The organism is Streptomyces sp. NPDC017225 (assembly GCF_044331465.1).
Classification (GTDB): Bacteria; Actinomycetota; Actinomycetes; order Streptomycetales; family Streptomycetaceae; genus Streptomyces.
Genome location: NZ_JBIRNE010000005.1, coordinates 310,790 through 324,093 on the forward strand (window position 1 = coordinate 310,790; position 13,304 = coordinate 324,093).

Below are 13,304 nucleotides of genomic sequence, written 5' to 3' on the forward strand. Positions count from 1 at the left end.
AGATGCGCTGGTGGGACATCGACCCCGTGCTCCGGATGGAACGGGAGCTGTTCCCCGAGGACGCCTGGTCGCGGGGGATGTTCTGGTCCGAGCTGGCCCACGCGCGCGGCCCCGGGGCGAGCCGTCGCTACCTGGTCGCCGAGGTGGACGGCCGGCTGGCCGGCTACGCGGGTCTGGTCTCCTCCGGGGAGCAGGCCGACGTGCAGACCATCGCCGTCGCCCGCGACCACTGGGGCACCGGCCTCGGCGCGCGGCTGCTGACCGAACTGCTGCGGGCGGCGACCGACTTCGAGTGCGCCGAGGTGCTGCTGGAGTGCCGGGTGGACAACACCCGCGCGCAGCGGCTGTACGAGCGCTTCGGCTTCGAGCCCATCGGCTTCCGGCGCGGCTACTACCAGCCGGGCAACGTGGACGCCCTGGTGATGCGCCTGACCGACCCTTCCACCCCCGTACCGGGAACCGAGCGAGGAACCGACAACCATGGCTGACTCACGCGACGAGCCTCTCGTACTGGGGATCGAGACCTCCTGCGACGAGACCGGCGTCGGTGTCGTCCGCGGCACCACCCTGCTGGCCGACGCCGTCGCGTCCAGCGTCGACGAGCACGCCCGTTTCGGCGGTGTCGTGCCGGAGGTGGCGAGCCGCGCCCACCTGGAGGCGATGGTCCCCACGATCGACCGCGCCCTGAAGGAGGCGGGGGTGAGCGCGCGCGACCTCGACGGCATCGCCGTCACCGCGGGCCCCGGCCTCGCCGGCGCCCTGCTGGTCGGCGTCTCGGCGGCGAAGGCGTACGCGTACGCCCTCGGCAAGCCCCTGTACGGCGTCAACCACCTCGCCTCCCACATCTGCGTCGACCAGCTGGAGCACGGCCCGCTGCCCGAGCCGACGATGGCGCTGCTGGTCTCCGGCGGCCACTCGTCCCTCCTGCTCTCCTCGGACATCACCTCCGACGTCCGCCCGATGGGCGCGACCATCGACGACGCGGCCGGCGAGGCCTTCGACAAGATCGCCCGCGTGCTGAACCTGGGTTTCCCCGGCGGCCCCGTCATCGACCGGTACGCGCGCGAGGGCGACCCGAAGGCCATCGCGTTCCCGCGGGGGCTCACCGGCCCGCGCGACGCGGCGTACGACTTCTCCTTCTCCGGGCTGAAGACGGCCGTGGCCCGCTGGATCGAGGCGAAGCGGGCGGCGGGGGAGGAGGTGCCGGTGCGCGACGTGTCGGCCTCCTTCCAGGAGGCGGTCGTGGACGTGCTGACCCGCAAGGCGGTGCGGGCCTGCAAGGACCAGGGCGTCGACCACCTGATGATCGGCGGCGGCGTGGCCGCCAACTCCCGGCTGCGGGTCCTCGCCCAGGAGCGCTGTGAGGCGGCCGGCATCCGGCTGCGCGTACCGCGGCCGAAGCTGTGCACGGACAACGGGGCGATGGTGGCCGCGCTGGGCGCGGAGATGGTCGCCCGGGGACGGGCCGCCTCCGACTGGGACCTCTCGGCGGACTCCTCGCTCCCGGTGACGGAACCCCACGTGCCGGGCCACGGCCGCACGCACGACCACGTCCACGGTCACACGCACGATCACGTCCACGAGGTCAGCAAGGAGAACCTGTACTCGTGACCGTCGCGCTGATGTGGGAGGCGCGGGCCGTGCCCGGCCGGGGCGAGGAGCTGCTGGCCTGGGCGCGGGCGCAGCCGCTCGACGGCACGCCACTGCGCCGGGAGACACTCCGCGCCCCGCAGGACCGCGTCCTCGTCATCACCTGGTGGGACGCCCCCTACGACGCTGGCCTGCCGGAGCTGCCCGAGCCGGACGGGGACCTGGTCGCGCGGGCGGCGCACCGGTGGCGGTTCGAGTCGGTGGACGGGGCACCCACGGACCCGGGCGCGCCGTCGGCGCCGTGACCAGCGCCAGTACCCCGCAGCCGGCTGCCGCGCCCGCACGGATCGCGGCGGCCCGCACCCGCTGTCGAATGATTCGATACGGATAGCGAATGTTCCGAAGGTCTGTAGCCGGTCGAAGGCTTCGTCGAGAAGGCCTGCGGGGATACCATCGCCGTCATGACATCCCCGCAGCCCGCTGAAACCCGGACGCAAAGGCGGTCCGCGCAGACCGCGACCCTCGCCGAGATCGCGCGTGAGGCCGGTGTGTCGGCGCCGACTGTTTCGAAGGTTCTCAATGGCCGCGCCGACGTCGCCCCCGCGACCCGGGCCCGCGTGGAGGAGCTGCTGCGCGACCACGGCTACCGGCGCCGGCGGGCCGAGGCGACCCGCTCGCCCCTGATCGACCTGGTCTTCCACGAGCTGGAGAGCGCCTGGGCGATGGAGGTCATCCGGGGCGTGGAGAACGTGGCGCGGGACACCGGTCTCAGCGTCGTCCTCTCCGAGAGCGCGGGGCGCCTCACGCCCGGGCGGACCTGGGCCGACCAGGTCGCCGCCCGCCGCCCGCACGGCGTGATCCTCGTCCTGTCCGGCCTCGACGAGTCCCAGCGGGCCCTGCTCACCAGCCGCTCCATCCCGTTCGTGGTGATGGACCCGGCCGGCGACCCGGGCGCCGACGTGCCGTCCATCGGCGCCACCAACTGGCAGGGCGGACTCGCCGCCACCCGGCACCTGGTCGACCTCGGGCACACCCGTATCGGCGCGATCAGCGGACCCACCCGCATGATGTGCAGCCGCGCCCGGATCGACGGCTACCGGGCCGCCCTGGAGACGGCGGGGCTGCCCGTCGACCCGGGCCTGATCATGACCGGCGACTTCCACCACGAGGCCGGCTACCGGCAGGGTCTGGAGCTGCTGCGCCGCCCCGACCGGCCGACCGCCGTCTTCGCCGGCAACGACCTCCAGGCGCTCGGGCTGTACGAGGCGGCCCGCGAGCTGGGGCTTCGCATCCCGCAGGACCTGAGCGTGGTCGGGTTCGACGATCTGCCGGTGGCCCGCTGGGTGGGGCCGCCGCTGACGACCGTACGGCAGCCGCTCATGGAGATGGCGGAGGCGGCGGCCCGGCTGGTCCTGGACCTCGGGCGCGACGACGGCTCCGCGACGGCGACCCGGGTGGAGCTGGCCACCAGCCTGGAAGCGCGGAGCAGCACGGCGGCGCCCGGGGCGGCCTGACCGGGGTCGGGTGCCGCCCTCGCCGAAACCTTCGGAGCCCGGACCGCCCCGGACCGCCCCGGACCGCTCGGACCGCCCGGACCGCCCCGGACCCCGGGTCACTCTCCCCGAAGTCTGAGAATTTCCGCAGAATGACGACCCGGGTATGTCCGCTCCCAATAATTCGGACTTATGTTCCTCCTGATGGGGCATTCGGGTGGGGACGCGAACGGGACCGGCACGGGCGGGGGCGGAGGCATGACTGCGCGGGATGCGCGGGGTGGACCGAGCGGTCCCGGTGAGCCAAGCGGACCGGGCGGAACGGGTGGGCGTTCCAAGGGGCTGAAGGTGGCCGGACTCGCCCTGGCCTGCGCCCTGCTGTTCGGAGTCGCCGCGGCGGGCTGGGCCTACTGGCACCTGAACGGCAACATCCAAAGCGTCGACATCAACGGCGCGCTCGGCGACGACCGCCCCGCGAGGCCGGTCGCCGTCCCCTCCGCCTCGCCCGACGCGGCCCCGGAGCCCACCGGCGCCCTGAACATCCTGGTCCTCGGCTCGGACTCGCGCGGCGGCGAGGAGAACCAGGAACTGGGCGGCGGCGACAGCGAGGGCGCCCGCTCCGACACGGCGATGGTCGTCCACCTCGACGCCGGCCGGACCGCGGCCACCGTCGTCAGCATCCCGCGCGACACGCTCGTCGCCCGCCCGTCCTGCCCGCTGCCGTCCGGCGCCGAGAGCCGGGAGGCGAGCGGCGCGATGTTCAACTCCGTCTACGCCCTGGGCGGGCCGGTCTGCGCCGTCAAGACCGTCGAGTCGGTCACCGGCGTCCGCATGGACCACTACGTCGAGATCGACTTCTCCGGCTTCGCCAAGCTGGTCGACGCGCTCGGCGGCGTGACCGTCACCACGGACGTGGACATCGACGACGACAAGAGCCACCTGCACCTGGACGCCGGCACCCACCACCTGGACGGCACCGAGGCCCTCGGTCTGGCCCGCACCCGGTACGGGCTTCAGGGCGGCAGCGACCTCGCCCGCATAGAGCTCCAGCACAAGCTGGTCAAGGCACTGCTGGAGCAGATCTCCGCCACCGACCTGCTCACCGACCCCCCACGGCTGTACCAGGTCGCCGACGCGGTCACCGGCAGCCTCACCACCGACACCGGCCTGGACTCGCTGGGCGAGCTGATGAGCCTCGGCCGCAGCCTCGGGAGCCTCTCGGCTGACGACGTACGCACGGTGACGATGCCCGTCGTACCGGCGCCCTGGGACGCCAACCGGGTGGTGGCCGAGGAGCCGGACGCCGGTGACCTGTGGGAGTCGCTGCGCCGATGAACCTCGGGGAAACCGCCGGGGGAATTTCCCGGCCGCGTGTCGATCCAGGGCCCTCCCGTTCGACGCGCGGGTGAGAGGCCGGGAAGGACCCGGCCCCAGGCCCACCCCGAGGAGCCACCATGCCCCGCTACCTGTCCCTGATCCGCATCGACGAGAACGACGCCCCCTCCGGCGGCCCCAGCCCCGAACTGGTGCAGCGCATGGAGAAGCTGATGGAGGAGATGACGAAGGCCGGCGTCCTGCTCGACACCGCCGGGCTGACCCCGACGGCCCAGGGCGCCCGAGTCCACTACGAGGGCGGGCGGCTGTCCGTCACCGACGGCCCCTTCACCGAGACCAAGGAGGTCATCGGCGGCTACTCGCTCCTCCAGGCCAAGGACATGGCCGAGGCGGTCGAGTGGACCAGGCGCTTCCTGAAGGTGCACGAGGAGCACTGGACGGTGACCTGCGAGGTGCGGGAGCTCATGGAGGGCTGACCGGAGTTTCATCCTGGGGGTTCCAGGGTGTTGCATGGTGGGCCGTGGCAGAAACGCGGCCCACCGAGGCCCTCGAAACCGTCTTCCGACTGGAGTCGCCCCGCGTCATCGCAGGCGTCGCCCGTCTCGTCCGGGACATCGGCCTCGCCGAGGAACTGGCGCAGGACGCGGTGGTCGCGGCCCTGGAGCAGTGGCCCCGGGACGGTGTGCCCGGCAACCCGGGCGCCTGGCTCATGGCCACCGCCCGGCGCCGCGCCGTCGACCTGATCCGGCGCCGGGAGAACCACGCCCGCAAGCTGGCGGAGATCGGCCGCGACCTGCCCACCGCGACGGCACCGCCCGAGGAGCCCGCCGGCCCGGACGACATCGACGACGACCTGCTCCGGCTGGTCTTCACCGCCTGCCACCCGGTGCTGTCCGCCGAGGCCCGCATCGCCCTCACCCTGCGGCTGCTCGGCGGCCTGACCACGCCGGAGATCGCCCGCGCCTTCCTGGTCCCGGAACCGACGGTCGCGCAGCGCATCGTGCGCGCAAAACGCACCCTGGCCACGAAGAACGTCGCCTTCGAGGTGCCGTACGGCCCGGACCGCGCGGCCCGTCTCGGCTCGGTCCTGGAGGTCATCTACCTGATCTTCAACGAGGGCTACGCGGCCACCGCCGGCGACGACTGGCTCCGCCCGGCCCTGTGCGAGGACGCCCTGCGCCTGGCCCGCGTGCTCTCCGCCCTGATGCCGAAGGAACCCGAGGTCCACGGCCTGACGGCCCTGCTGGAGTTCCAGGCGTCCCGCACCGCCGCCCGCACCGGCCCCGACGGCGCGCCGGTCCTCCTGGAGGACCAGAACCGCCGCCGCTGGAACCGCAGGCTCATCGCCCGCGGCATCACCGCCCTGGACCACGCCCACGCACACGCCCAGACCCACGCCACCACCGGCTCCGGCGCCCCGGGCCCGTACGTCCTCCAGGCCGCGATCGCCGCCTGCCACGCGACGGCTCACACGTACGAGGAGACCGACTGGCCGCGCATCGCCATGCTGTACGGCCTGCTCGCGGCCCGCGCCCCGTCCCCGGTGGTCGAACTCAACCGTGCGGTCGCCGTGTCGATGGCCGAGGGCCCGGCCCCGGCACTCGCCCTCGTCGACGCCCTCGCCGCCGAGCCCGCCCTGCGCGACTACCACCTGCTCCCCAGCGTCCGCGGCGACCTCCTGCGCCGCCTGGGGCGTACGGCGGAGGCACGGGCGGAGTTCGCGCGCGCCGCCTCGCTGACCCGCAACGCACGCGAACGCGAGCTGCTGACCCGTCGGTCGGCGGAGACGGACGGCCACGACCCGTCAGGCGCAGGCTAGGCCTTGCCCACCGGGCGTCCGACCAGCATCGTCGGCGCCCCGGCGACGCGGGTCATGAACACCGTCGCCGCGTTCGGCCCCTGCGGTTTGACCTTCCGCCGCAGCTCCTCCGGCTCGACCGCCGAGCCCCGCTTCTTCACGGTCAGGTTGCCGACCCGGCGCTCCCGCAGCAGCGCCTTCAGCTTCTTGACGTTGAAGGGCATCCGGTCGGTGATCTCGTACGCCGTGGCGTACGGCGTCGGCAGCAGTCCGTCCGCGGTGACGTACGCGATGGTCGCGTCGAGCAGCCCGCCGCCGACCTGTTCGGCGACCTCGGCGACGAGATGGGCGCGGATGACGGCGCCGTCCGGCTCGTACAGGTACCGGCCGGGCGTGCGGACCTCCGGGTCGGGCAGGCCGGTGCCGAGCAGGGTGCGGGGCCCCGGCAGCAAGGTGGCCCGTACCGCCCCCGCCCGTACCGCCCCCGGCACGCCGCCGAACCACAGCACCGCCTCCTTCACGTCCCCGCCGTCGGAGATCCACTCGGCCTCGGCGTCCGCGGGCACCGCCTCGTGCGGAATACCGGGCGCGACCTTGAGCGCGGCGGCGCGGGGAGCCGTACGGGCCGCCTCGACGGCCCAGGACAGCGGCGGCGAGTAGGCCTCGGGGTCGAAGATCCGGCCACGCCCGCCCCGCCGCGCGGGGTCGACGAACACGGCGTCGTACCCACCGGTGTCCACCTCCGTGACGTCTGCCTCGCGCACCTCCATCAGCTCCCCGAGCCCCAGCGCGTCGGCGTTGGCGCGGGCTGCCGTCGCCGTCGCCGGGTCCCGGTCCACGGCCAGCACCCGGATCCCGGCCCGGGCCAGCGCGATCGCGTCGCCGCCGATCCCGCAGCACAGGTCGGCGACGGAGGTCACGCCCAGGGCGGCCAGCCGTTCGGCCCGGTACGCGGCCACGCTCGCCCGCGTCGACTGCTCGACGCCGTTGGGCGTGAAGAACATCCGCCCGGCGTCCCGCGCACCGAACTTGGCCACCGCGCGCTGCCGCAGCCGTGCCTGCCCCAGCGCCGCCGACACCAGCTCGGCGGGATGCGTGCGCCGCAACCGGGTCGCGACCGCGAGTTCCCGCGCCGGGTCGGTGTCGCGCACCTCGTCGAGGAGGGCGCGGCCTTCGGGGGTGAGCAGGGCGAGGAGGGCGTCGAGGTCGTTCACCGGGACATTGTGGGCCAGTCGGTGGATCGTGTGCCTCCGGCGCGGTGTCGGGCGCGGCCCGACGGCCGGGGACTGCGAGGATCCGGCACCATGCGAGCAGTCGTACAAAATGACAAGAGTCGGGCGTCCAGGGTGTTCCGGGCGTCTTCTCCAGGGCTCCGGACGCGCGGCGGTGTCGCCGTGCTCGCCGTCGCCGCCCTCGCCTCCGGCTGTGCGCAGGACGCCTCCGGGGAGCGGGGCGCCGCCGGCTCGCAGCCGCTGCAGGCACCCCCGGCCCGCGCGCTCGACGCCTACGCGTCCGAACTGCGCGCGGCCCACACCGCCCGGGTCGCCGCCGCCAGGCGCTGGAACCTGAAGAAGGTCCCGCTGACGGCCCCGCCGCCCCCCGCGAAGAAGCCGGAGATCAAGGCGCGCGAGGGCTTCGAGGTGGACGGGCAGGAGGACCTCCCGCCGGTCTTCACCTCGGTCCCCACCAAGGAGAAGATCGTCTTCCTCACCATCGACGACGGCGCCGAGAAGGACCCGGCGTTCCTGCGGATGATGAGCGAGCTGAGGATCCCGTACACCGCCTTCCTCAGCGACTACCTGGTGAAGGAGGACTACGGCTACTTCAGGAAGATGCGGGACCGCGGCGTCACCCTGGCCAACCACACCCTGAACCACCCCTATCTGCCCGGCCTGTCCTACGCCGAGCAGAAGCGCGAGATCTGCGGCATGCAGGACGTCATCGAGAAGCGCTACGGCGAGCGCCCGACCCTCTTCCGTCCGCCCTACGGCAACTACAACCGCGACACCCTGCGGGCGGCCAGGTCCTGCGGCATCGAGTACGCCCCGATCTGGAACGAGGAGGTCTTCGCCGACCACTGGGACTACCGCGAGTGGGACCGCGAGATCCACCCCGGCGACATCGTCCTCACCCACTTCCGGGGCGAGGACGACTGGGGCGGCACCATGCGCGACATGGTCCGCGAGTTCCTCGACAAGGTCACCGCGGAGGGGTACGCGGTGGCCCGGCTGGAGGACTACCTGTGAGGTGCGGGCGGCTCCGGCCGACCGGGGCCGCCCCGACGGCCACGTCCGCCCGGCCCGCCCTCACGTCCGCCCGGCATGCCACGGCCGTCATGGCCGTCATGGCCGTGCTGACCGCCGTACTGCTGTCCGGCTGCGCTCGTTCCGTCGCCCCCGCCGAACGCCCGCCGGTGGCGCAACAGGCCCGGGCGGGCGGGAAGGGCGACGGGCAAGGCCACGGACAAGGCCACGGGCAGGACAACAGCCGGACCGGCGGGCGGGTGCGGGGCCTGCCGCCCGTCGTGGACCACGTCCGCACCGCCGACCCGGTCGTCTTCCTCACCTTCGACGACAGCGCCCAGCGCGACCCGCGCTTCGCCGGCCTGATCCGTGAGCGGCGGCTCCCGGTCACCCTGTTCCTCACCGACACCGTCGCCGGACCGGCGTACGGCCACCTCGCCCGGCTGCGCTCGGTCGGTGCGAGCCTGCAGAACCACACCCTCGAGCACCGCTCCCTGCGCGGCCTGCCCCACGCCGGCCAGCGCGCCGAGATCTGCGGCCAGCAGACCAAGCTCAAGTCCCGCTTCGGCGTCCGCCCCCGCCTCTTCCGCCCGCCCTACGGCAGGTACGACACCACGACCCTGCGCGCCGCCGCCGACTGCGGCATCACGGCGGTCGTCCTGTTTCGGGCGGCCCTGGACCCCGCGGGGGGCCTCACCTACACCCGCGGCGAGCACAGCCTCCGCCCCGGCGACATCGTGTCCGTCGTCCCGGACCACCCGACGGGCGTGGGTCTGAGCGCCCGCACCGAGCGCCTGCTGGACGAGATCGAGGAGCAGGGGCTGCGGGTGGGCCGCCTGGAGGACTACTTGTAGGGGGTGTCCGAGGACGCGGCCGTCCAGGCCGATTTACCCCCGACGCGCCGTCGGCATTGGCACTCCGCTTGACCGAGTGCTAATCGCGGTCATAGTCTCGGCTCTGGCACTCCCCACCGGAGAGTGCCAACTACGCGACGGGCAGGTCCGGCACCCGCGACGACGGATCCACCTGGTCGCCACCTCAGACAGTTAACCCCGTGAGATCTCCGAAGGGGGAGGTCGGATCGTGACGACCACCAGCTCCAAGGTTGCCATCAAGCCGCTCGAGGACCGCATTGTGGTCCAGCCGCTCGACGCCGAGCAGACCACGGCTTCGGGCCTGGTCATTCCGGACACCGCCAAGGAGAAGCCCCAGGAGGGCGTCGTCCTGGCCGTGGGCCCGGGCCGCTTCGAGGACGGCAACCGTCTTCCGCTCGACGTCACCGTCGGCGACGTCGTGCTCTACAGCAAGTACGGCGGCACCGAGGTGAAGTACAACGGCGAGGAGTACCTCGTCCTCTCGGCCCGCGACGTGCTCGCGATCGTCGAGAAGTAAGTCGAGCAGTAAGCGCCGGGAACCGGGTCGATCAGTAGTCGGCCCGCCTCGACGCACATAGCTCAGCCGCTGCGCCCCTGGCACCCGCGACCTAAACAAGCCGGGCGCGAGGGGCGCAGTCAGTTTTCACTTAGATCAGATTTCCGAGAGGGCTCACGCTCCCATGGCGAAGATCCTGAAGTTCGACGAGGACGCCCGTCGCGCCCTCGAGCGCGGCGTCAACAAGCTCGCCGACACGGTGAAGGTGACGATCGGCCCCAAGGGCCGCAACGTCGTCATCGACAAGAAGTTCGGCGCCCCGACCATCACCAACGACGGTGTCACGATCGCCCGCGAGGTCGAGATCGAGGACCCGTACGAGAACCTCGGTGCCCAGCTGGTGAAGGAGGTGGCGACCAAGACCAACGACATCGCGGGTGACGGCACCACCACCGCCACCGTCCTGGCCCAGGCGCTGGTCCGCGAGGGCCTGCGGAACGTCGCCGCCGGTGCCTCCCCGGCGCTGCTGAAGAAGGGCATCGACGCGGCCGTCGCCGCCGTGTCCGAGGACCTCCTCGCCACCGCGCGCCCGATCGAGGAGAAGTCCGACATCGCCGCCGTGGCCGCGCTGTCCGCCCAGGACCAGCAGGTCGGCGAGCTCATCGCCGAGGCGATGGACAAGGTCGGCAAGGACGGTGTCATCACCGTCGAGGAGTCCAACACCTTCGGTCTGGAGCTGGACTTCACCGAGGGCATGGCCTTCGACAAGGGCTACCTGTCGCCGTACTTCGTGACGGACCAGGAGCGCATGGAGGCGGTCCTCGAGGACCCGTACATCCTCATCAACCAGGGCAAGATCTCCTCCATCGCGGACATGCTGCCGCTGCTGGAGAAGGTCATCCAGGCCAACGCCTCGAAGCCGCTGCTGATCATCGCCGAGGACCTCGAGGGCGAGGCGCTCTCCACCCTCGTCGTGAACAAGATCCGCGGCACGTTCAACGCGGTGGCCGTCAAGGCCCCCGGCTTCGGCGACCGCCGCAAGGCGATGCTCCAGGACATGGCCGTCCTCACCGGCGCCACGGTCATCTCCGAGGAGGTCGGCCTCAAGCTCGACCAGGTCGGCCTGGAGGTGCTCGGCACCGCCCGTCGCATCACCGTCACCAAGGACGACACCACGATCGTCGACGGTGCCGGCAAGCGCGACGAGGTCCAGGGCCGCATCGCCCAGATCAAGGCCGAGATCGAGAACACGGACTCCGACTGGGACCGCGAGAAGCTCCAGGAGCGCCTCGCGAAGCTGGCCGGCGGCGTGTGCGTGATCAAGGTCGGCGCCGCCACCGAGGTGGAGCTGAAGGAGCGCAAGCACCGTCTGGAGGACGCCATCTCCGCGACCCGCGCCGCGGTCGAGGAGGGCATCGTCTCCGGTGGTGGCTCCGCGCTGGTCCACGCCGTCAAGGTCCTCGAGGGCAACCTCGGCAAGACCGGCGACGAGGCCACGGGTGTCGCGGTCGTCCGCCGCGCCGCCGTCGAGCCGCTGCGCTGGATCGCCGAGAACGCCGGCCTGGAGGGTTACGTCATCACCTCCAAGGTCGCCGAGCTCGACAAGGGCCAGGGCTTCAACGCCGCCACCGGCGAGTACGGCGACCTGGTCAAGGCCGGCGTCATCGACCCGGTGAAGGTCACCCGCTCCGCCCTGGAGAACGCCGCCTCCATCGCCTCCCTCCTCCTGACGACCGAGACCCTGGTCGTCGAGAAGAAGGAAGAGGAAGAGCCGGCCGCCGGGGGCCACGGCCACGGCCACTCCCACTGAGCGCGGCGCTGAGCTGAGCCGAATCGAGCTGAGCTGAGCTGAACGGTGCCCAGCACCCCTTCGGGGGTGCTGGGCACCGTGCGTTGTGTGGCGGGCGGCGGGTGGTGGGGAGCCGGGTTCGCGTCCGCCCCGCCGGATTTCGTTGCCGGGTACGGCTACGTCCCAGCGGTCCTCTCGGCAGCCGTCTCAGCGGCCGTCACAGCAGCCCTCCCAGCGGCAGGACGCGCTCGGCGAGCCGTCCGCGCAGCCTTCCCCCGGCGGTGTCGGCCTCCGCGAGCCAGTCGGCGGCGACCAGCAGACCGGCGTGCTCGGTGACGTCCTCGGACCGCAGGGCGCAGAACGAGGCGACCGCGTCCAGGTCGAGACCGTCGCCCTCGGCACTGCCGAGGCGCCCGTCGGGACGGCTGTGGGCGGCGGTGTACAGGGCGAGGAGCCGGGTGGCGGCACCCGCCTTCTTCTTCCGCAGCTTCCGGTCGCCCACCACCCTCTGCGCCCACCCCGAGAGCCGCGCGCGGGTGACCTTGCCGAAGGAGAACGGCCGGGGCTCGGTGGGCAGCAGGCAGGGGACGGTGACCTGCGTGGGCTCCTCGGGCCGGGAGTCCAGCGCGTCGGCGACGGTGACCGTCTCCGGCAGACGCAGCCAGCCGACGTCGACGAGCCGCTGGAGCACCTGCTCGGCATCGCCCTGGAGCCAGCCGTTGAGGTCCTGCCCGGTGACGTTGCCGGTGCCGGCGCGTGCGGAGCGCAGGGTGAGCATGAGCACCGCGAGCCGTGCCTCCGCGCCGGGGCACGGGGCGTGGGCCCGGACGTGCTCGAGCACGGTACGGCCGTGGAAGGCCTGGGCCCGGGTCAGCAACCGCTCGATGACCGGCCCGTCCCCGTCCTGCGGAAGGCCGAGGCGGTTCGCGTTCATCTCGCGGGTGGTTCGCGCGGCCGTCGCCGCCCGCTCCGCCTCCTCGTGCAGGGTGGCGTCGTCGGTGACGGTGGCCCACAGGGCGAAGGCCCGGGCCTTGCGGTCGTGGAGCTCGGCGAGGAGGGCGAGATCGGGTTCGGGGTTCCTCTGATACGTGCGGAACGCCTCCCCGAGTTCGATCAGCTCCAGCCGCAGCACGTCGGGCTGAAGGTCGTACGGCACGATCCGCTGCGCGACCCTCCCCCACTGCTTCTTCTCGCGCCGGGAACCTCCACGCGACGCGGCGGTGCGGGCGCGGGGCAGCGGTGCGGGACGCGCATCCGGACAGGCCGTGCCGGAGGAGCCGGAGGGGGAGGGGACGAGGTCGGAGAACAGCACCGCCGCCGCGCCGCCCACCGCCCCCGGGCCCACCCCGGCGGCGACCGACTGCCGCGTGCCGTCCTCCGGCGTCCTGTCCGTCGTCACCTTGCCCGTACGCTCCCTGTCGGTGCCGTCGGCGAACAGTCCGCCCCGGTCACCCGTGCCCGCGCTCACCCGATGCCGCCCTCTTCCGTGTCGGCCTGCGATCTCCCGCCCGCTGCGGGCGCAGCCACCCGACGCTACGTCGCAGCGGCACCCGGGCAGGGAACGGACAGCGATAGACCACACGTTCGGGTGACGGTTCCGTCCGTGTACCGGAGCGGGGCCCATCCGGGTGAAGGGCGCCCCGAGATCCGTGCCATGCAAGTGGACGCAGAACGAGCCGTACGGG

General features: G+C 72.8%; 13 protein-coding genes. 11 read left to right on the plus strand and 2 right to left on the minus strand.

The features are described from left to right. The first annotated feature begins 2 nt into the window (after positions 1 to 2). The 7 genes from rimI (at position 3) to ACH4NX_RS14970 (ending at position 6,237) form a co-directional block, all read left to right on the plus strand. On the plus strand, positions 3 to 488 hold the full coding sequence (gene rimI / locus ACH4NX_RS14940) for a ribosomal protein S18-alanine N-acetyltransferase (protein WP_279560408.1): 486 nt from the start codon (positions 3 to 5) through the stop codon (positions 486 to 488). Then, entirely contained in the window at positions 481 to 1,611 is a 1,131-nt protein-coding gene (gene tsaD / locus ACH4NX_RS14945; protein ID WP_398127101.1) for a tRNA (adenosine(37)-N6)-threonylcarbamoyltransferase complex transferase subunit TsaD, read from the plus strand. Before rimI ends, tsaD begins: the two co-directional genes overlap by 8 nt. Beyond that, positions 1,608 to 1,895 (plus strand): hypothetical protein, encoded by a 288-nt coding sequence (locus ACH4NX_RS14950; protein WP_398127102.1) that lies wholly within the window; start codon positions 1,608 to 1,610, stop codon positions 1,893 to 1,895. Before tsaD ends, ACH4NX_RS14950 begins: the two co-directional genes overlap by 4 nt. A gap of 156 nt (positions 1,896 to 2,051) precedes the next feature. Further along, entirely contained in the window at positions 2,052 to 3,104 is a 1,053-nt protein-coding gene (locus ACH4NX_RS14955) for a LacI family DNA-binding transcriptional regulator (RefSeq protein WP_351389436.1), read from the plus strand. Between the two features lie 237 nt (positions 3,105 to 3,341). Beyond that, complete coding sequence (locus ACH4NX_RS14960; RefSeq protein ID WP_398127103.1) at positions 3,342 to 4,418, plus strand: LCP family protein; 1,077 nt, start codon at positions 3,342 to 3,344, stop codon at positions 4,416 to 4,418. Between the two features lie 119 nt (positions 4,419 to 4,537). After that, positions 4,538 to 4,894 (plus strand): YciI family protein, encoded by a 357-nt coding sequence (locus tag ACH4NX_RS14965; protein ID WP_351389431.1) that lies wholly within the window; start codon positions 4,538 to 4,540, stop codon positions 4,892 to 4,894. Positions 4,895 to 4,938: 44 nt separating this feature from the next. Next, positions 4,939 to 6,237 carry an RNA polymerase sigma factor gene (locus tag ACH4NX_RS14970; RefSeq protein ID WP_398127104.1) on the plus strand — a complete coding sequence of 433 codons (1,299 nt, stop codon included), beginning with the start codon at positions 4,939 to 4,941 and terminating at the stop codon, positions 6,235 to 6,237. On the opposite strand, the gene ACH4NX_RS14975 is transcribed toward ACH4NX_RS14970, so the two are convergent. Next, positions 6,234 to 7,430 (minus strand): methyltransferase domain-containing protein, encoded by a 1,197-nt coding sequence (locus tag ACH4NX_RS14975; protein WP_398127105.1) that lies wholly within the window; start codon positions 7,428 to 7,430, stop codon positions 6,234 to 6,236. The genes ACH4NX_RS14970 and ACH4NX_RS14975 overlap by 4 nt on opposite strands. A 90-nt stretch (positions 7,431 to 7,520) precedes the next feature. On the opposite strand from ACH4NX_RS14975, the gene ACH4NX_RS14980 reads away from it, so the two are divergent. The 4 genes from ACH4NX_RS14980 (at position 7,521) to groL (ending at position 11,640) form a co-directional block, all read left to right on the plus strand. Then, a complete protein-coding gene (locus tag ACH4NX_RS14980) occupies positions 7,521 to 8,462 on the plus strand; it encodes a polysaccharide deacetylase family protein (RefSeq protein ID WP_398127106.1) in 942 nt (313 codons plus the stop codon). An 89-nt stretch (positions 8,463 to 8,551) separates the two neighbouring features. Beyond that, positions 8,552 to 9,313, plus strand: coding sequence for a polysaccharide deacetylase family protein (locus ACH4NX_RS14985; protein ID WP_398127107.1), 762 nt, complete (start codon positions 8,552 to 8,554; stop codon positions 9,311 to 9,313). 229 nt (positions 9,314 to 9,542) lie between these two features. Beyond that, positions 9,543 to 9,851: a co-chaperone GroES gene (gene groES / locus ACH4NX_RS14990; RefSeq protein WP_055418319.1), complete on the plus strand. Its 309-nt coding sequence runs from the start codon at positions 9,543 to 9,545 to the stop codon at positions 9,849 to 9,851. Between the two features lie 163 nt (positions 9,852 to 10,014). After that, complete coding sequence (gene groL / locus ACH4NX_RS14995) at positions 10,015 to 11,640, plus strand: chaperonin GroEL (protein WP_351402195.1); 1,626 nt, start codon at positions 10,015 to 10,017, stop codon at positions 11,638 to 11,640. Between the two features lie 196 nt (positions 11,641 to 11,836). On the opposite strand, the gene ACH4NX_RS15000 is transcribed toward groL, so the two are convergent. Next, entirely contained in the window at positions 11,837 to 13,087 is a 1,251-nt protein-coding gene (locus tag ACH4NX_RS15000; protein ID WP_351402194.1) for a hypothetical protein, read from the minus strand. Positions 13,088 to 13,304 lie beyond the last annotated feature (217 nt).